Below are 19311 nucleotides of genomic sequence, written 5' to 3' on the forward strand. Positions count from 1 at the left end.
GCACTGCCCGCTGCCTTTGTCTGTGGGCTATTGGCCGGGCGGCTGTCGATATCCAGCATCTACTGCGCTTATGGCGTGCTGACCAGCTTGGTAAACCAGGTGAAACCCGTATCGTCAGACACGCGATAACTTAGCGGAAACGAAACTGAGCTTGTCCCAAAACAGCCGAGATCCCCATACTAATCCCGGTCACGATAAGCTACTATGGGAACGATATTCTGAGAACAAGCTTGGAGTTTGTATGGTCACCACCGTCGATGAATTCAATGTCTACACAAAGCTGCGAAGCAAGGCTGAAGCGCAGTTACAGTCGAGCGCACCACGCATAAGAGGCGACTGGTCGTTGGGCGTTGATGCCCTGCGCCTGCTCCACCGCCTGTCCAGCCACCCTGACAATGCCGATGACGCCCTCAAGCTGCTTCACGAACTGCAGGTTCACCAGGTTGAACTCGATGTTCAGAACGAGGAAATTGCCGCCAATGAGCGCGCACTGGCCGAGGATTTGAGCCTTTACCAAACCCTATTCGACGCCGCGCCCTTTGGCTATTTTCTCGTCAATCTCGACGGCGATGTTATTCAGGCTAATTTTGCCGCCGCAGAACTTTTTGACCTTGATCGAGAGAGCATTGAGGGGGATCCCATCGATACACTCCTGCGCACGCGAAGCCGGCCACAGTTGGTAGGCATGCTGGCGGAAGTCGTACGCAGCGGCACCCGCGATGCCTGTATCGTCGAGACCGACGGGCCAGAAGGCTCCCGGCACATGCAATTCGTGGCCAGCCTCTCGCCAGAGCGCACGCATATTTTGTTGGTTGTCCGCGAGTGCGTGGATGCCGAGTAACACCGGACGCCCGTTTTACCCCATGGAAGCTTTACTTTGACGACGACACGTATCTTGGGGATCGGCGCCTCTGCCGGTGGCCTGGCTCCGCTGGAACAGTTTCTCGCCCGAATTCCGCCCCACAGCCAGATGGCTTATGTGGTGGTACAGCATCTCGATCCCACCCATAAGGCGCTGCTCCCGGAGCTACTCCAGCGCGCCACGGTCATGCCGGTGCGCGAAGCAACCCAGGGTATGGCCATCGAACCTGACTGCGTCTATGTAATCCCGCCGAACAAGGAGCTGACGGTTGCCGACGGTTTGCTGAAGCTTGCCAAGCCCATGGAACCCCGCGGTATGCGTCTGCCCATCAACGTATTGTTCTCCTCGCTCGCCAGCGCCCAGGGCAGGCAGGCCATAGGGGTGGTACTGTCAGGCATGGGCTCCGACGGAACCCTGGGATTACAGGCCATAAAGGCCGTAGGCGGACTCACGGCCGTGCAGCAACCGGACACGGCGCAGTTCGACGCCATGCCCAAGAGCGCCATCGCCGCAGACTGCGCTGATATCACTGGACCGCCCGGCGACCTGCCGTCCCGCATACTGGCATGCCTGGCCCAGGAGCCCCCCCCGGATGACACGCCGGATGAGGTTTCGGTCGAGCCTGATGAAGAGTCTACGCCTTTAGAGCGTATTCTCCGTCTACTGCAGGAGCGTACTCGCCACGACTTTTCACTCTACAAACCCAGCACCTTGCAACGCCGCATAGAACGCCGTATGGCGATTCACGAAATCGCCAGCTTGACGGGGTATGCGGATTTTCTCGAGCGCAACCCGCAGGAAATCGACCTGCTGTTCAAAGAAGTGCTTATCGGCGTGACCCGCTTTTTTCGCGACGCCCAGGTGTGGCAGCAGCTCGCGGAAAGCACCCTGCCCGACCTGCTGGCACGACAGCCCATGGAGCCGCACCTGCGTGCCTGGGTGGTGGGATGCTCAACCGGCGAGGAAGCCTACTCCCTGGCCATCGTGTTCGTTGAGGCGCTGGAAAAACTGCCCCACGCCCACGACTTTACCCTACAGATCTTCGCCTCCGACCTGAGCCCCGACGCGATCGCCACGGCGCGCCGCGGCCACTACCCCCTGGACATCAGCAACAGCGTCTCGCCAGAGCGCCTGGCGCGTTTTTTCAGTGCCCATGACGATGGCTACCAGATCAGCAGTGAGATCCGCGATCTGGTGTTGTTTGCCCAGCAGGATGTGGTACTCGACCCCCCCTTTACCCGGCTTGATCTGATATCCTGCCGCAACTTGCTGATTTACTTTGATCAAAGTCTGCAACGCCGACTCATTCCCCTGTTTCACTACAGCCTGCGCGCGGGCGGTGTCCTGTTGCTGGGGAGTTCAGAGACGGTCGGGCGCTATACCCAGCTTTTTGCGCCTATTCAGTCCAAATTGCGACTGTATCGGCGCCAGGACAATGCCCAGATTCGCGACTCCCGGCTGCCGGTAAAGTCGTTTCCACCTCTATCATGGATAGCCAAGGAGCTTCCTGTGCCCCCCAGCAACTCACCCCCCGAGACAACGGACAACCTGCAATCGGCCGCAGACCAGGTACTGCTGCAGGTGTATTCTCCCGCCGCCGTGGTGGTCAATGATGAGGGGGATATCGTCTATATCAGCGGGCGCACGGGAAAATACCTGGAACCTGCTGCGGGCAAGGCCAATTGGAATTTTCACGCCATGGTGCGTGAAGGCCTGCGCTCACCCATCGGCAGTGCCCTACGCCAGGCTGTGGATCAAAGCGAACCGGTTCATCTTCAAGGCCTGCAGGTACAACTGCCTGGGGGCGCCACGCAGAGTGTCGACGTCATCGTACAGGCGCTCCGTGAGCCCAATAACCTGCGCGGCATGAAGATGATCGTGTTCAGGGATGTCGCCCCTCCCCGTGTCGGTCCCGAAGGCAAGAAAGACACACCCAAAACGGCCACCCAAAAGGCTCATGCCGCAGAGCTGCAACAGTGCCAGGATGAAATTCAGTTATTGCGGGAGGAAAACCGGGCATCCCGGGAGGAACTGCAGTCAGCCAACGAGGAGCTGCAATCAACCAATGAAGAGCTGCAGTCAACCAACGAAGAGCTGACCACCTCAAAAGAAGAAATGCAGTCCATGAACGAAGAGCTGCAAACCATCAACGCTGAAATGCAGACCAAGCTCGATGATCTCGCCCTCGCCCAAAGCGACATGAGTAACTTACTCAACAGCATCGAGATCGCCATTCTGTTTCTCGACCAGAATCTGAATCTTCGGCGTTTCACCGACCGGGCACAAAAAATCATCAGCATCCGCGAAGGCGATATCGGCCGCCCCCTCACTGATCTCACCACCTGCCTGCAATACCCGGACCTTCACGACGATGCCCTCAACACGCTGAGCACCCTGGCATTCTCGGAAAAACAGATCACGACCACCGACGGCCGCTGGTTCACGGTAAGGATCATGCCCTATCGGCGATTGGACAACGTCATTGACGGGGTTGTGATCACCCTGCTCGACATCACCGAAACCAAGGAGCTGGAACAGGCCTTACGCAAGGATCTGGATGCTTGACGATAAGACCGGTGCGCTGACGTGCTCACTTCTCTTCAGGGTGCGGTTTAACCGCACCCACAAGCGAGCGAGCAAGAATGACCAGGGTGTTGACACTTGAGCGGCTATTGCGGAACCTGAGGTCCCGCATGACGCACCTGAGTCGCCAGAAGACCAGAGCCGCAAGCACCATATTCACCAACGCAACGGTCAGCAGAGCCCCCATCACACTGAAGGCCTGAAGGCTGGCCAATGCCATCACCGCCGCCGCTCCGGCAAACAGCCAACCACCCACCAGCAGCATCGAAATAACCACCGTGAGTCCGATCATCACCAGGACTGTGTGCCCGAATAACTTGGCTTCCACCACGATCAAGCGTGCTATGTCAGCGGACATGGCCCTCAGGATCCGGGCGATGCTCCAGGTGTCATCAGCCGCTTCCGTTGTTTTCTCAGAGGAATCTGTTTCGTTCATAAAGTGAGATCCTGCTGGTTGCTCAGTGCGTGTTCCAGGCTGGACTTGATCTCGCTCCAGATGGCAACAAAGAACGCCGTCAAGGGCACCGCGAGTACCATCCCGATAATGCCGCCCAGTGCCGTCCCCCAGAAGAACAGGGAAATCACCACCAGCGCAGGATGCAAGCCTGAGTGGTTGGCCATGATCTTCGGTGTCAACAGCCAGCTTTCAATCAGCTGCACGACCGCAAACGCCAAAAGCGCCAGCATCAGCAGCTGCACGCCGCCGCCATCCTCCTGTAGATAGGCCATGGGCAGGATGACCAGCAAACCAATCAAGGTGCCCAGAAACGGGACAATGTTCAGTAACCCCAACACCAGGCCCGCAAGAACGCCAAACTCCAGCCCGATCACTGTAAAGCACAGGGCGTATAAGGCCCCCATGCACATGGCGATGATCAATTGCCCCTGAAAGAAGGCGGTAACATAGCCTACGAATACATCCATGAAGTACAGCACTTTCTTTCGAGTGCGCTCCTGAAAAATGGAAAGCAGCTCAGATGCGTATCCACGAAGCGCTCCCCCGGAAAGCAGTGCAAAGAACAGAAACAGGGGGACAAAACTCATGGCCGCCAAAAGTCCGAGATAGGAGACGATGGTTTTTCCCGAGTCTCCCAGGACTGACGATGACTCTTCTCCGCCATTGTTGCTCTCCATTCTGCTCTCAATCATGGCACTGAGCTGGGGAAATGTAAAAGAAAAACGCTCCTGCCAGTTTGCCAGCGTCTCGGGTAACACCGTCATCAATTGCCCCGCCTGGCTGATCACAGTGGGCACGAGAAGGACGATTAAACCGCCAAAACTCGCAAAGAAGACCAGCAGTATTACCAGGATCGCCAGCAAGCGCGGAAAGCGGAGTCGACAGTGGAGAAACTCGACCACCGGGTAGAGCACCAGGGCCAGAATACCGGCGAGAGACAGTGACAGGAGGAGGTTGTAGAACGTACTCAGTACCCACCCCAATGACCATACGACGATCACGATCAGAGCGGTCAGTGTAACCAGGGACAACAGAACGGCGGTACAGCGAAACAGGCGAAGCTCAAAGGCATTGAACAGTCGCCTGTCCGGACGCGGTGCCGCAGGGTCGTTCTCGGCAGCCGCGTCCCCGACAACCCGAGGTTCCTCGACGTCGTGGGGCATTGCGGGCTCCTGCGCTAGTTAGCTGAGGATTTACCAAACAGCAGCATCCCAACACCGGCCGCCGCAGAGGCCGCACCCAAAATCACGAGCCAAGTGGTAGATTCGGTGAAACGACCGGTAAAGGCCTCTGACACCTGATCCCCCACGCTTTGGGACGACTGGTAGGCGAAGTATAGCAAAACAGCGCCTACAACAAGCAGTATAAGAGCCATCACTCTGTTAATCGGCATATCAATCTCCTTTCGATCACTTTTTCGCGTCACTGTCGTTCATATCACCCACCTTGGCTTGACCTTTGCCGATATGTTTCTCGGCTTTTCCCTTGTACTCTTTGCCTTTGTCATCGGTCACCTTACCGGCAACCTCTTTGGTTTTTCCTTTCACTTCTTTCTTAGTACCTTCAACCTGATGCTTGTTCATGACACTGCCTCCAGATGACCGTGCTGTTTGGGTGAAGTTCCACGATAATCCAGTCTTCACCCCAGGTCTGTGCGTTGCCTAACGTAGTCCAGCGCCCCGGCTTATTCTGCCCGACCTGAAAAAACAAACGGCAGGAGCTTTCGCCCCTGCCGTCTATCCATTTCACCGTATTCAGAAACCCGGAATTCAATCCCGGTTTTCAAACTCCGGCGCGGAGCGTAAATCTTGACGGGTTACGTCAACTCGCAACTGCCGGTCGTCATGAGTGCCTGTCCTTGTAATCTTGTCCCAGCTGATGGCGACGTCTTTTTCACCAATGCCGAGGAAGCCTCCGACGCCAATGATAACCGCGACAACTTGGCCATCATCGTTAATGATCAGGTCATCCACCGAGCCCAGATCTTCATCATCACTGGTTCGGAGGTCAGTACCGATCATATCACTTGCCAGTCTGCTGTTTGCAGGCGCAGCGCTCATATAGTTCTGACCCTGCATGCGAGACTGGCCTCGCTCTTGCAAACGATCTGACGCCGATTTGGAGTCAGACTGATCAGAGCGGCCTGTACGTTGGTCACTCTGGTTACGCTGATCGCTTTGGTTATACTGGCCACTTTGCGTTTCATGTTTAGTGCCTGGGCCAGTGGATTCCTGAGCAAGCACAGAGGCTGCACTCAGGGTAATGATGGGCGTAACCAATGCGTAGAACGCCAATGATTGTAGCTTCTTCATATGAATCTCCTGCTAGTTGCGTTTGCTGAACAGACAGCGGGCCCTGTCCAACCGCTTCATCAGAGCATTTTATTCCCGGCAGAATTACCCGGAACTCAACTGAATCGCCTTGGGATATGCCGTTCAGGATGAAGCTCTAACGGTACGCTTAGGAAGGTACTTAGTCGGTTCGCTGACGCACTAATGCTTCCGCCACCACCAGATCACGCGCGGCGCCAAAAGCAGCAAAATGATCACCCCGTACAGAACGGCGTCAACATAACTGGAGCGCACCTGCATGAATACATGCACCCAGGCGAGTAGCGCAACCAGATAGATGCTTTTGTGGAGTGTGAGCCAGCGTTTGCCAAGGCGGCGCATCATGCCCTGGGTGGAAGTAACCCCAAGGGCAATCAGCAATACCACCGCGGGCATGGTGACAAGAATGTACGGACGCTCGACCAGTTGTTGACCAAAACGCGCAAAGTCCAGGCCGAGGATAAATACCAGGTAGGCGGTGATGTGCAGGAGCACGTAAAAAAGACAGAACAAGCCCAGCATCCGCCTGTGTGTCTGTAGCCAACGAAAGTGCACGTGGCGCCAGCGCACCAAACGCCGAATGGGCGTAACGGCCAGAGACGCGAAGAGAAAATACAGCGCCCATTCGCCCAGAAAAAGAACGATGGTTTGTGCGGGGTCTGCGCCCAACTGATGGGTGACGGTGCGATAGGTAATCCACAACAGCGGCACCACGCCAACCAGAAACACTAGCCAACGGCGCCATAAAACCGGTATGGAAACGAGTGTGACCATTTAATAGTAACGAGTCAGATCCATCCCCTTGTACAGGTGCGCCACTTCCTCGGCGTAGCCATTGAACAGGCGAGTGGGAATGATGTTGGGGCGAAACAGACCGCTGGGCAGGCGCCGCTCGCTGGCTTGACTCCAGCGCGGATGGTCCACCTCAGGGTTGACGTTGGCATAGAAGCCGTACTCTCGCGGTTGCATCATATTCCAGGTGGTTTTCGGTTCTCGTTCGGTCAGCACGATCTTGACGATCGATTTGATACTTTTGAAACCGTACTTCCACGGCACCACAAGCCGCAGGGGTGCGCCGTTCTGATTGGGCAGCGTTTTACCGTACAAACCTACTGCCATGAGCGTAAGCGGATGCATGGCCTCATCCAGCCGCAAACCTTCCCGATAAGGCCAATCGATGGTACTGAAACGGCTGCGCTGGGCGGGCATCTCCGCCGGTCGCACGAGCGTTTCAAACGCGACATACTTCGCCTTGCTGGTCGGCTCTACCCGTTGCAACAACGCGGCCAGCGGGAAGCCTATCCAGGGGATCACCATTGACCAGGCTTCGACACAACGCAAGCGGTAGACGCGCTCCTCCAGGTCCATCCCCTTGAGGACATCCTCTAGCGGATACACGCCGGGCTTGGCCACCTCGCCGGCAATCTCGACGGACCAGGGGTCCGTTGTCAAGGCGTCGGCCTTGTCGGCCGGGTCGGTCTTACCCTGCCCAAATTCATAGAAGTTGTTGTAGCTCGTCACATGCTCGAAGGGTGTGAGCGTCTCGCCCAGCGCCCGGGTATTTTCATCGGCTGCGGCTATCTGCGCGCGCAACCAGTCGGGTCCCCTCCCCTCGCCCCGGGCAACATGCGCAGGCGCCGCAAATAACGGCGGTGCCGCGATCGCGCCCAGGCCCAACGCGGCAGCGCTCATCGCGCCGCGCATAAAGTCCCGGCGGGCCCGGTACACCGGCTCGGGGGTGATTTCAGACGCAGGAATGTCGGTACGGGTCTTGATCAGCATGGGGTGCCCTCGCGTAGTCGTTCTCAGACCCATTGTAAGGCCCTTAAGTTTCTTACGCGCTAGCTGAGCTTTGGATCAAAAAAACGGGATCGGCATGACGCCGACCCCGCTCTTCGAGCTGCGTGAGTCACTGTCGACTCAGTCTTCACCCTCCAGGGAGCGAATGTAAGCCACAACATCGCGCAATGCCTGGTCGTCAGGCAGGATATTGGCAAAGGTCGCCATTTCCTGACCGCGGGGGTCGCGCGGATCGCCACCCCGGGCACCAGAGCGGTAGTTGCGCAGTTGGGTCAGCAAGTACCAATCCGCCTGGCCCGCCAGTGCCGGGGCTTCCAGATCGCGATTGCCTTGCCCCTGAGCACCGTGACAAGAGGCACAGGTGGCGTAGTGTTGCGCGCCCACGTCGGCGTTGCCTTCAACAGTAGCCGCCTGTTCAATCGGCTCCAGACTGCTCAGGTAGTGCCCAAGGTGCGACATCGGCCGCTCGGATTGTGGCTCAACGTCAATAAACGCCAAAGCCGCCCGCATGGAGATCCCGTCCGGGTCGCGGAAATGGGTACCGCGTACACCCGCATAGAACTTCTGTAACTGGGTCTGAACATACCAGTTTTCCATCCCCGCCAAAGGTGGTGCGGCCTGGCCGCGATCGCCCTCGGCGTCACCGCCGTGACAACCGGCGCAATGCTGCCGGTAGAGGGCCTGACCGTCGGATACCCGACCCCATTCCCACACCTGTGGCTCAAATACATGCTGGGCGTGATACTCGGCATAAGCCGCTTCATCGACCCGGGCAAAGCTCAGCTCCAGACCGGCTGCGCGCAACTTCAGTGCCATCTGGGCGTCGCTGTCCAGCTCATCGACCAGGGCCTGAAGTGCTGCCAGCTCAGACGCGCTTGGCTCGGTACCGCGCTCGCGCCAAACGTCCAGCGCGGCCACGGTCATCAAGCCCAGGCGCTGCACCGGCAGGCCTTCCCACGCTTCCAGGGTCGCGGTCAGGTCATCCGCATCCGCCACCAGGAAGCGCCGGGCCAACAAGTACTCCGGTGTCTGCTCCAGGTTTTCGAAGTGCTCGAGGAAGCTGCCCTCCACCTCAAAGTCGGCATCGGTCAGCACCTGCCAATAGTGGCTGTCATGTGTCAGCGCAGCCAGTGTGAACGCCTGAGCAGTCCACTCATCCACCGGCAGTGCGGTGCGCTGGCGTACCAGTGCTTCGCCGGCGTCAGCCGAAGGCGCTTGCTCCGCGTAGGCCAACACCGCCCACAAGCGCGCACGGGGATCGTCGTCCTCCAGGGATTGAGCGGCCAACTGCAAGTCGGCAGGGGCACCGCTCTCAACCAGAGCCTGAACCGCATTTTTGCGTGTGGAACCCGAAGGATGATCCAACGCACTGCGCACGGCGTCCAGCGCCTCATCTGCAGTGGCGGTAAAGGCGCCCAGGCCATGCAAGGTCCAAATGGCGTGAATCGAGGCCACATCCAACCCCAGCGCATCGCGCTGCGGAGCACCGGTCAGAATGGCGCGCAACGCCGGAATGGCATCGGTGCGCTCTTCAGTCACCAGCAGCCGCTGTGCGGTTTTGCGCCAGAACATGTTGTCGTTGGACAGGGTTTGCACCAGGGTATCGGTATCGGCATCCGTCAGGTCCAACGACGGGGACTCGGGCGCATCTTTGGCCACCAGGCGATAAATACGGCCGCGTTCGCGGTCGCGCAGCGGGTTGATGTGGGCATTCCCTTCACCCGCTTCCGCCGCAAACCCGGCCGACTCCTCGGTCGGGATGGGGTTGTGCTGAATGATGAAGTTATACCAATCGGCAATCCATAAGTGACCATCCGGGCCCACTTCCATATGCACCGGTGACAACCACTCATCGGTACTGGTCAGAATCGACCCGCGGTTCTTCGCGTTATAGCCAACGCTGCCGTCCTCGGCATCGATAAAGAACTGACCGAGCAGATGCGCGGTGGGCTCACCGATAAAGGCGCCCCGATTCCAGAAGGTCTCGGGCCAGGCGCGAGCCGTGTAGATATCCAGGCCGGCGCCAGCGGTATAGCGGCCGTGATGATCCACTTGCAGGAAGTTGTACGTGGACGGAAAGACGTGCGGAAATTCCTCAATCTGTGCGGACATGCGCGGCGGCACTTCGTCGTGTTTGCCGTACACATAATTGCGCCAGAGTGGGACATGAAAGATGGGCGCGTTGTTCGCCGTAGAGCCGAACACTTCAAAGTCTTCGCTAAAGGCAAGCCCCCAGGTGTTGTTGCTGAACTGCCCAACCGCCTCGATGTGACTGCCATCAAGGTTCATGCGATAGACACCGTTCTGGAACGAATCCCCATCTTCATCTTCCGGCGTTGCGGAATAGCCCACCACGCCCCACAGCCGGTTATCGTGACCGTAAAGCAGGTTAGACGGCCCTGCGTGGGTGTCATAAGTACCCCAGCCGGTATTGAGTACTTCCCGCACATCGGCTTTACCGTCGCCCGTGGTGTCTTTCAGGAACAGAAAGTGAGGCGCTTGGGCAACCACAAAACCGCCGTTGAGCGGCATGATGCCCGTGGGAATACTCAAGCCATCGGCAAAGACTTCGCAACGATCAGCACGGCCGTTACCGCTGGTGTCTTCACACATGGTGATGCGGTCATTGCCCTCACCATCCGCGACCATATCGTGGGGATAATCCACCGACTCCACGACAAACAGGCGACCTTTTTCGTCCCAGGTGAAGGCCATCGGATTGACGATATCCGGCTCGCTCACAAACAGTTGCAGTTCAAAACCTTCCGGCACCATGCTCAGGGCCATAGAATCTTCCGCACTGAAGGCTTCCTGATACTGCGGACCGGGCTCAACGCGGCGATAGTTGGGAATGGTGCCGGCATCGCGGTACACACCTTCGGGCAAGGTGGCGACCAACGCCCGATTGGCGTCGCGAATGTCGTCACCCACCGCCCACAGGATGCCGCGAATCAACAGATCGTGGAACGCCGGCTGCCCCCAGGTGCGCTGATCGTGACCGTAAGCGGTATAGAACACACGGCCGTGGCCCTGCTCACGCACCCAGGTCCAGGGCTCGTCCTCACGGTACATCAGTACCGTGCGGCCCTCTTCGTTGTGGTCGCTGTGAACATAGGTTTCATCCCAGGTTTCAAATTCTTCGAAACCGTCCATGATCGGGTGGTTGCGCTGATCTGGCGCAATGGTCGCAGTAAAGTAACCGTCACCATGGCTCTGGAAGCGCGCACCTACCAGATTGACGTAGGTCTCGGAGCACTCGAAGCAGGCACTGGCGCTGTGCACCGGGATAAAGGCGCCGCCGCCTTCAACGTAGCGTTCCAACAACGCTTCGCGATCGCCCAACTCGTTGTAATTGGCGTACATCATGACCGCATCGAAATTGGCCAGCTCCTCTTCCGTCAAACGCTCAAGATCCTCTTCATACTCCATAAAGATCTTTTCGCGCCCGAGCGCCTGATTGAACAGTGGCGCATTGGCGTAAGAGAGGTGATACCCGCCCTCCGTCTGTCGGTGGCCGTGACCGATAAAGAGCAGGTTGATCACCCCGTCTCTATCCCGATCTGCCCGTGAATCCCGCGCTGTTGATGCACTGTCGTCGCCACTGGAGCAGCCCACGAGGGGCACCAGCGCAGCAGATAACACCAAAGCAGATAGCCGTGACCGCCAAGCGGTCCAGTTCAATTTGGATGTATTCATCGTATTATCGCTTATCTCACCTTGCCGGCCTGCGATCAGGCCGGCTTCTCATAGAATAATTTTTTTATGGTCTAGTCCTGGATTGCCACACCGACCAGGGTGCACTAACGCCAGGAACAAAACAGCTTGCCGGAATTTACGAATTCTCAAGCGTAAACGCTGGCATTTTTTTCACTTCACCACCGGCCAGTGCCGATTCGTGCGCAAGAATACCCACACAGGTGATATTGGCAGATTCCACGGCGTTCGGGTAGGCGTTATAGCCCTCCAGTACCGCGCGGATGAAATTGTGTACCAAGTGTGGGTGCGAGCCGCCGTGGCCACCGCCCTGGGTAAAGCTCAGGTGCTCGTGCTCTTCGTCATAAACCCCCTGGCCGGTGAAAGACTGGATCTCTTTCGGCAGCAGGTGTGCGTAATCAGGCACTTTGACTTTCTCGGGTACGTCCGGCTCAGGCTTGCCACGGGTGTGCATGACCGGGTCTTCGCCCTCAACCAGCGGCCACTCGTAGGACTTCTCGGAGCCGTAAACATCAAAGCTCTCGCGGTACTGGCGCGCGGTGTCGTAAAGCGAACGGTAGATGCGGGCACCCACATCCGAGTCTTTGATCTGGATATGGCAAGACTCAATGGCGAAAGGCGAGCCGTAGATTTTGGCAAATTCGTCGCGGATTTTGCCCGAACCGATGCACTGAACCTGGCTCGCCAGCTTGCGCTGCAGCCCCAGAACCGGGCCTACGCAGTGAGTGGCGTAATGCATGGGCGGCATACCTTCCCAGTAGCTGGGCCAGCCGTCCATATCCTGCTGGTGGCTGGCTTGCAGGAATTGAATCCGGCCCAGATCACCACGGTCATACATCTCTTTCACAAACAGGTACTCGCGGCTGTAGACCACGGTTTCCATCATCATGTAGACCTTGCCGCTGGCCTTGGTGGCCTTGACGATGCGCTCACAATCTTCCACGCTGGTGGCCATGGGCACGGTACAGGCCACGTGTTTTCCGGCCTCCAGGGCCATCAGGCTGTGCTTGGCGTGGTCACCGATGGGCGTATTGATGTGAATCGCGTCGACATTCGGGTCAGCCAGCATATCCTCGTAGGAGGTATAGCGGCCACCGGCGGGCACATCGAACTTGTCCGCCAGCTCATTCAGGCTCTTTTCGTTGCGCTGGCACAGCGCAGTCACTTCCGCGTTCGGGTGAGCTTGATAAATGGGAATAAACTCGGCACCAAAGCCCAGTCCAACCAGTCCTACTCGCAATTTGTCATTATTAGCCATGAGTCGATTCCTCCTCGTCAGGAATATTCGTAAAGTTTCGGGTTAAACCTGAGACCACCAGTGGCGCAGGAACGCCAGCCCCCGGCGGGCAAATTCATCTTGATTGGGTGCAAAGCGACGCCAGATGCATACCGCATCGGCCAGGCTGGAGGCGTCGGGGGAGAAGCTTTCGATGGACAGCATGCCGTCGTAGCCCACTGCGCGCAGACCTTCGCGCAAGCCTGCCCAGTCACTGTTACCATCGCCGGGCACACCCCGGTGGCTGTCAGATACCTGTACATGTACCAGCTGATCACCGGCCAGTTTCACCGCTTCGCAAAAGTTGGTCTCTTCAATATTCATATGGAAGCTATCCAGTGCAATGCCAAGATGGGGACTGCCAACCGAGGCCAGCATACGCTGCGCATCCTCGACGGTGCAGATCATGTCGGTTTCGAAACGATTGAGCGGCTCAAGGCCCAGGCGAATGCCGTGCTTACCCGCGCGCTCCGACAGCTCACCGAGGGCAGCGGCTGAGCGTTCCCACTCAGCCTGGCGCAACGCCTCGGTACCCAGGCGGGCCTTGGCGACCGGTGCGTTCATCGGACCCACCAGAACGCCGGACTCCAGGCCCTCGGCAAGTTGCAGACAGTCCTCGAAATAACCCATCGCACGGCGGCGAATGCCCGGATCGTCGGTACTCAGGTCCCGATCGCCCACCACGGCGGTGCAGACAACGGCCTTCAGGCCCAGGTCTTTGAGCACCGGAAGGAGCTTGTCGGCATTGATGTGATCGGGGTCTTCTACCGGAATTTCCACGAAGTCATAGCCCATATCGGCGATCTTCTGCAGCAATTCCACTTGGTCGCTGGTGAAAGGCGATGTCCATAGCCAGGTGCTGGCACCAAATTGCATCTATTATCTCCTTTATAGGTTCGTCTTATAGTCCCTCAGTATAGTAGACGCACCCGGCGCGAAGTGCTTGTACCTTGTCGTAAAAAAATTGTACTATTTCGACATGAATCCACTAAACGCATGGCTCTCTGAACTCGACCCCAGGCACTCTGCAGGGCTGCTCTTTGAGTACATGCCCAACGTGCTCTATTTTGTCAAAGACCGCCAAGGCCATATCATGACTGGCAACCAGGCCTTTGCCGAGCGGTGTGGCTGCCCCTCGGCCAAAGAGCTTTACGGCCGCCGGGACGACACCCTCTTCCCTTTGTATATGGTAGAAAAATTTCGCCGCGACGACGCCACGGTATTCAGCACCGCCGAGCCATTGCACGACCTGATTGAGCTGTTTCCCACCCGAGAGGGACTGCCCGAGTGGTGTATCACCCATAAAGTGCCTTTAATCGACCGCAAAGGCGAGGTGATGGGCCTGTGTGGCATTGTACAGAGCTATGAGCGCATGCATGACCATCCCCAGCGCCCGGTGTTCAAGGTCGTGGAATATATCCGCGCCCACTATGCCGAACGCCTGAATATCCCTGAAATTGCCGAGCATTTTGGCTTCTCTCTGCGCCAGCTGGAGCGCCGGTTTGTAGAGACCTTTCGCGCCAGCCCACGAGAGTACATCATTCGCCTGCGTATCCTGATCGCCTGCGAACACCTGCGCACTACCCGGGCACCCATTTCCGAGGTGGCCCTGGACTGCGGTTTTTACGATCATAGTAGTTTTGTGCGCCACTTCAAGCGGATGCTGGGCGTCACTCCCCTCGCCTACCGGAAAAAACACGCAACCGCCTAAATGTGAACCGGTTCCCCGTTTAGCAAGTTAACGCAATATGCTAAACGCCATCTTATATCATATTAGACTATAAGCTTATATACACCTTGACAATATGATGCCGTTTTTCTAGGGTTCGGCCTGCCCGGCTATGATGCGGTTGGCCGGGCAACGGTGTACGAGGGTTTGTCATACTGGCAAACCAAAACTCATATCCGACAGACGAGAGTCTGACAAACCGGAGAATAATAATGCGATTGAAACTAAACCTGAGCTGGGCTCGGTCACTTTTTGTGACTCTAGCCGCCTTAATGCTGTCCTCGGCGGTCAATGCCCAACAACACTGCGCCAACCAAACCGGCACTCATGACGGTTACTACTTCACCCATTGGTCTGATGGGATAGGGTCCGCCTGCATGACGCTCGGTAGCGATGGCAACTACAGCTACACCTGGTCCAACACCGGCAATTTTGTCGGCGGCAAGGGCTGGGCCACTGGCACCAGCAACCGGGTCATCAGCTACAACGCTGGCACCTACGACCCTCAGGGTAACTCTTACCTGGCACTCTACGGCTGGTCCCGGAACCCGCTGATCGAGTATTACGTGGTCGATAGCTGGGGCAACTGGCGTCCGCCGGGTGGTACATCGGTAGGCACCGTCACCAGTGACGGCGGCACCTACGACCTGTACCGCACCGAACGGGTCCAGCAGCCTTCCATTGAAGGTACCGCGACCTTCTACCAATACTGGAGTGTGCGCACGTCCAAGCGCCCGCAAGGCCAGAACAACACCATCACCTTCCAGAACCACGTCAACGCCTGGGCCAACCAGGGCTGGCAACTGGGTTCGCACGATTACCAGGTGATGGCGACCGAAGGCTGGGAGAGCAGCGGCAGCTCCAACGTCACCGTCTGGGAAGGCGGTAGTGGCGGCGGCAGCAACGGCGGCGGCAACGGTAATGCCGGTGGCGGTGGTGGCGACAACACCATCGTGGTGCGTGCCGTAGGCACCTCAGGCAACGAGCAGCTACGCGTCAACGTCGGCGGCAGCACCGTGGAGACCCTGAGCCTGTCCAGCAGCTGGCAGGACTATACCGTGACCACCAGCGCTTCCGGTGACGTCAATGTTGAATTGTTCAACGATCAGGGCCAAGGCTACGAAGCCCGCGTTGAATACGTCATCATCAACGGCGACACCCGCTACGGCGCCGACCAGAGCTACAACACCAGCGCCTGGGACGGTGAGTGCGGCGGCGGTTCCTTCACCATGTGGATGCATTGCGACGGCATCCTCGGCTTTGGTGACATGTAAACCGCAAAAAAAGCCCCGCTGCTTCCGCAGCGGGGCCTTACCATGTGCAAGTAGGTCGGATTAGCCGCAGGCGTAATCCGACACCTGAGGCACCCCAATACAAACCGAAGCTCCTCTGTGCGCGTAGGTCGGATTAGCCGCAGGCGTAATCCGACACCTGAGGCACCCCAATACAAACCGAAGCTCCTCTGTACGCGTAGGTCGGATTAGCCGCAGGCGTAATCCGACACCTGAGGCACCCGAGCCTAGCCCTAAACACCAAATAACCCACGATCATCCAGCCCCCGGATTCGGGCGCTTCTCTGGTATTTCGACCTCAATTTTTCAGCTGGCTATAGCTTCAAGGGCTCTCAGTGTAACCATCTAACAGTATTTTGCATAAAGGTCACAAAAGCTTCGTGCTGATGGGCATCGCCGTCGTGCCCCAGGGTTGTGACCACGACTCGGCCATCACCGTAATCAACCGTCCATTTCACAGGGTATTCATCACCGGTGTCGGGTTCGATGCCGACCGCCAACACATGCATATCAGAACCTTCTTCGTTTCTCTGAAAACGGTAAAGCTCATCTGTAATCCTAAAACGTTCAGGAACGCCCGCCATCAGTGGGTGCTCAGTATCGGTAACATAGACTTCGAACTCACCCAGCGGACCGTGGCTTGAGGTCCCACCGCCAATCAGGTTTTTGTAGTACTCCGGCCAGTCCCAGATATACCAACTTGCTGCGTGTACCAGGAAAAGGCTGTTTCCTTCCTCAACAAATTCAATAATTCTATCGGGAAATTCCGGAATATCGATTGCCTGATTGGTATTGATATTCAAAATATCGATGTCAGAAAGCGCCGGAAGCACGTCATTCGGATCATTGGTAGAGCGGACATTGGCACCCGCGTCTGTCATTATTTTTGAATCCTCTTCCACAAACCAACGTTCAAAATCGTGCCACTCTCCACCGCTGAAGATCAGCACCTCGGGTGATTTATCCGCTGTAGACTCTGTGCTACTCGGACTGCATGCCGCAAGGAACAACACTGCCGAAAGCAAGAGTGATATCAGTAGAGGGGTTTTTAAGTGGAACAGTTTATCGGCGTAACTCATAAGTCATCTCAGTATAAATATATGTACAGACTGTTAATTGAAATAAATATAAACAACGACGATCAGACAACATAGCAATGATTCAACGGGCCACATCCGTCCAATCCAGACTCGCTGAGCCATTCCGCTTGCCTTCACCAGACGGTGTTCCTAGTGTTGATCCCGTTATCTTCTTGTATTTGTATGATTTTCTCCGATAGCCTATACCAACGCTCCCAGCCACGCAAGAAATGACAATCACAATCCGTGCAGCAACGGCGCTGTTCACGTCGGTCGAATTAGCCCGCAGAGCGTAATCCGCCCCCCAGAGGCCTCCCGATCCCGTGCTAGAGCCGGATCAGAAAGGTTAATTCGCTGACAACTACGGTTTCTCTTCAACAACACGCGGGTTGATATCAATTCTCCCTGTTTGACATCGACTCGACTGTCAGAGTATTTTTAATGTTCATATAAATATTAAATTCGGATAACCATAACACCTATGTCCTATTTAAATATTCGCGCCGACAAGGCAATAACTTACGACGCCATTGTCATTGGTTCCGGTATCAGTGGCGGCTGGGCAGCCAAAGAGTTATGTGAAGGCGGACTGAAAACCCTGGTGCTCGAGCGGGGCCGCGTCGTCGAACACCAGAAGGACTACCCCACCTCCTTCGATGATCCTTGGGACATGGCGCTTCGCGGGGCATTGAGACCCGAAGATCGGGAGAAACACAAGTACACAGCCCGCGCCGGTTTCGTGGGCGAAACCAACAAACATTTTTTTGCGGACGATCGTGCCAACCCCTATACCGAAACCAAACCCTTCACCTGGGTCAGAAGCCATCAGATGGGCGGACGTTCACTGGTGTGGGGGCGGCAGACCTATCGCTGGAGCGACCTGGACTTTGAAGCCAATGCCAAAGACGGCTACGGTGTGGACTGGCCGATCCGCTACCGGGATCTTGAGCCCTGGTACGACTATGTAGAAACCTTCGCGGGTATCAGCGGGGAGCCTTTGGGGCTGCCGCACTTGCCGGACAGTCAGTTCCTGCCCCCGATGGAATTGAACTGCGTCGAAAAGCACGTGAAGAAACGGCTAGAGAAACAGTACCCGGGCCGCTACCTCACCATTGGCCGTGTAGCCCATGCCACAAAAGCCCTTAACGGCCGAGGCCCCTGTCAGTTTTTTAACCGCTGCGATCGCGGCTGTCCCTTTGGCGCTTACTTCAGCAGCAACGCCGTGACCCTACCCGCAGCCGGCGCCACGGGTAATCTTACGCTACGCCCCCACTCTATCGTCCACTCGATCATCTACGACGACAGCCAGGGCAAGGCCACCGGTGTCCGAGTGATTGATGCAGAAACGCACGAGGTTATTGAGTACAAGGCCCGCATCATCTTCAGCAATGCCTCGGCCCTGAGCAGCACACAGATATTATTGCACTCAACCTCGGAGCGCTTCCCCAACGGCCTGGGCAACGACAGCGGCGAGCTGGGCCACAACCTGATGGACCACACCTACCGCGTGGGCGCCATGGGCCGCTTTGACGGTTTTGAGGATCAGTACTACTCGGGGCGCCGACCCAACGGCATTTATATCCCCCGCTACGTCAATCTCGATGAGGCAACCGCCACCGACAAGTTTTTACGTGGCTTCGGTTACCAGGGCGGCGCCTACCGGGAGAACTGGTCCGCCGGCACCAATCAGCCAGCGTTCGGCGCCGACTTTAAAGACAGCCTGTTCACCCCTGGCGATTGGCGCTTTTTTATCACCGGCTTTGGCGAATGCCTGCCCTACCACGACAACAAAGTGAGCCTGGACCACGCGACCCGCGATGCCTGGGGGCTGCCGGTGCTGAATATCGATTGTGAGTTCAAGGACAACGAGAAAGCGATCAACCGGCAGATCCGCGCCGATGCGGCCGAGATGCTCGAAACCCTGGGCTTCAAGGACATTGTGGACTTTGACAATGAGCATGTCCCCGGCCACGGCGTGCACGAAATGGGCACGGCCCGCATGGGGCGCGATCCCGACACGTCAGTGCTGAACGGCACCAACCAGGTCCACGCCGCGCCCAACGTGTTTGTCACCGATGGCGCCTGCATGACCTCATCCTCCTGCGTCAATCCCTCACTGACCTATATGGCCATTACCGCCCGGGCCGCCAATCACGCTGTCGCGGAACTTAAGAAGGGGAACCTGTGAT

At 57.2% G+C, this 19311-nt stretch carries 16 protein-coding genes; 5 read left to right on the forward strand and 11 right to left on the reverse strand.

Annotation, left to right across the window (positions count from 1 at the left end; all coding sequences use genetic code 11):
* The first annotated feature begins 241 nt into the window (after nt 1-241).
* Both DKW72_RS08035 and DKW72_RS08040 read left to right on the forward strand, forming a co-directional pair.
* Nucleotides 242-841 (forward strand): PAS domain-containing protein, encoded by a 600-nt coding sequence (locus DKW72_RS08035; protein WP_111641836.1) that lies wholly within the window; start codon nt 242-244, stop codon nt 839-841.
* 36 nt (nt 842-877) lie between these two features.
* A complete protein-coding gene (locus DKW72_RS08040) occupies nt 878-3427 on the forward strand; it encodes a chemotaxis protein CheB (protein WP_198411276.1) in 2550 nt (849 codons plus the stop codon).
* Nucleotides 3428-3452: 25 nt separating this feature from the next.
* Here the strand turns inward: DKW72_RS08040 and DKW72_RS08045 are convergent, their stop codons facing one another.
* The 10 genes from DKW72_RS08045 to DKW72_RS08090 form a co-directional block, all read right to left on the reverse strand.
* Complete coding sequence (locus DKW72_RS08045; protein ID WP_111641837.1) at nt 3453-3881, reverse strand: hypothetical protein; 429 nt, start codon at nt 3879-3881, stop codon at nt 3453-3455.
* On the reverse strand, nt 3878-5065 hold the full coding sequence (locus DKW72_RS08050) for an AI-2E family transporter (protein WP_111641838.1): 1188 nt from the start codon (nt 5063-5065) through the stop codon (nt 3878-3880). The genes DKW72_RS08045 and DKW72_RS08050 overlap by 4 nt, the downstream gene beginning before the upstream one ends.
* A 14-nt stretch (nt 5066-5079) precedes the next feature.
* Entirely contained in the window at nt 5080-5295 is a 216-nt protein-coding gene (locus DKW72_RS08055) for a DUF3185 family protein (RefSeq protein ID WP_111641839.1), read from the reverse strand.
* Nucleotides 5296-5311: 16 nt separating this feature from the next.
* The gene (locus tag DKW72_RS08060; RefSeq protein WP_111641840.1) at nt 5312-5485 is read right to left on the reverse strand and encodes a CsbD family protein; all 174 of its coding nucleotides are present in this window, start codon (nt 5483-5485) and stop codon (nt 5312-5314) included.
* A 186-nt stretch (nt 5486-5671) separates the two neighbouring features.
* Complete coding sequence (locus tag DKW72_RS08065; RefSeq protein WP_111641841.1) at nt 5672-6214, reverse strand: PRC-barrel domain-containing protein; 543 nt, start codon at nt 6212-6214, stop codon at nt 5672-5674.
* A 180-nt stretch (nt 6215-6394) separates the two neighbouring features.
* Nucleotides 6395-6961: a protein-methionine-sulfoxide reductase heme-binding subunit MsrQ gene (locus DKW72_RS08070; protein WP_232522354.1), complete on the reverse strand. Its 567-nt coding sequence runs from the start codon at nt 6959-6961 to the stop codon at nt 6395-6397.
* A gap of 45 nt (nt 6962-7006) precedes the next feature.
* Nucleotides 7007-8014 (reverse strand): protein-methionine-sulfoxide reductase catalytic subunit MsrP, encoded by a 1008-nt coding sequence (msrP, locus tag DKW72_RS08075; protein ID WP_111641843.1) that lies wholly within the window; start codon nt 8012-8014, stop codon nt 7007-7009.
* 138 nt (nt 8015-8152) lie between these two features.
* On the reverse strand, nt 8153-11728 hold the full coding sequence (locus DKW72_RS08080; RefSeq protein ID WP_111641844.1) for a PVC-type heme-binding CxxCH protein: 3576 nt from the start codon (nt 11726-11728) through the stop codon (nt 8153-8155).
* A 136-nt stretch (nt 11729-11864) separates the two neighbouring features.
* Nucleotides 11865-13004, reverse strand: coding sequence for a Gfo/Idh/MocA family protein (locus tag DKW72_RS08085; RefSeq protein WP_111641845.1), 1140 nt, complete (start codon nt 13002-13004; stop codon nt 11865-11867).
* A gap of 42 nt (nt 13005-13046) precedes the next feature.
* Nucleotides 13047-13898, reverse strand: coding sequence for a sugar phosphate isomerase/epimerase family protein (locus DKW72_RS08090; protein ID WP_111641846.1), 852 nt, complete (start codon nt 13896-13898; stop codon nt 13047-13049).
* Nucleotides 13899-14001: 103 nt separating this feature from the next.
* On the opposite strand from DKW72_RS08090, the gene DKW72_RS08095 reads away from it, so the two are divergent.
* Together DKW72_RS08095 and DKW72_RS16690 are read left to right on the forward strand one after the other, a co-directional pair.
* Nucleotides 14002-14733, forward strand: a complete 732-nt coding sequence (locus tag DKW72_RS08095) for an AraC family transcriptional regulator (protein ID WP_157960435.1) — start codon at nt 14002-14004, stop codon at nt 14731-14733.
* A 230-nt stretch (nt 14734-14963) separates the two neighbouring features.
* On the forward strand, nt 14964-16025 hold the full coding sequence (locus tag DKW72_RS16690) for a glycoside hydrolase family 11 protein (protein WP_111641848.1): 1062 nt from the start codon (nt 14964-14966) through the stop codon (nt 16023-16025).
* A gap of 350 nt (nt 16026-16375) precedes the next feature.
* Here DKW72_RS16690 and DKW72_RS08105 read toward each other — a convergent pair whose 3' ends face one another.
* Nucleotides 16376-17122: a ThuA domain-containing protein gene (locus DKW72_RS08105; RefSeq protein WP_111641849.1), complete on the reverse strand. Its 747-nt coding sequence runs from the start codon at nt 17120-17122 to the stop codon at nt 16376-16378.
* Nucleotides 17123-17603: 481 nt separating this feature from the next.
* Between DKW72_RS08105 and DKW72_RS08110 the strand changes: the two genes are divergently transcribed.
* A complete protein-coding gene (locus DKW72_RS08110; protein WP_111641850.1) occupies nt 17604-19310 on the forward strand; it encodes a GMC oxidoreductase in 1707 nt (568 codons plus the stop codon).
* The last annotated feature ends 1 nt before the right edge of the window (nt 19311 follow it).

The organism is Marinimicrobium alkaliphilum (genome assembly GCF_003259155.1).
In the GTDB taxonomy this organism is placed as follows: Bacteria; Pseudomonadota; Gammaproteobacteria; order Pseudomonadales; family Cellvibrionaceae; genus Marinimicrobium_A; species Marinimicrobium_A alkaliphilum.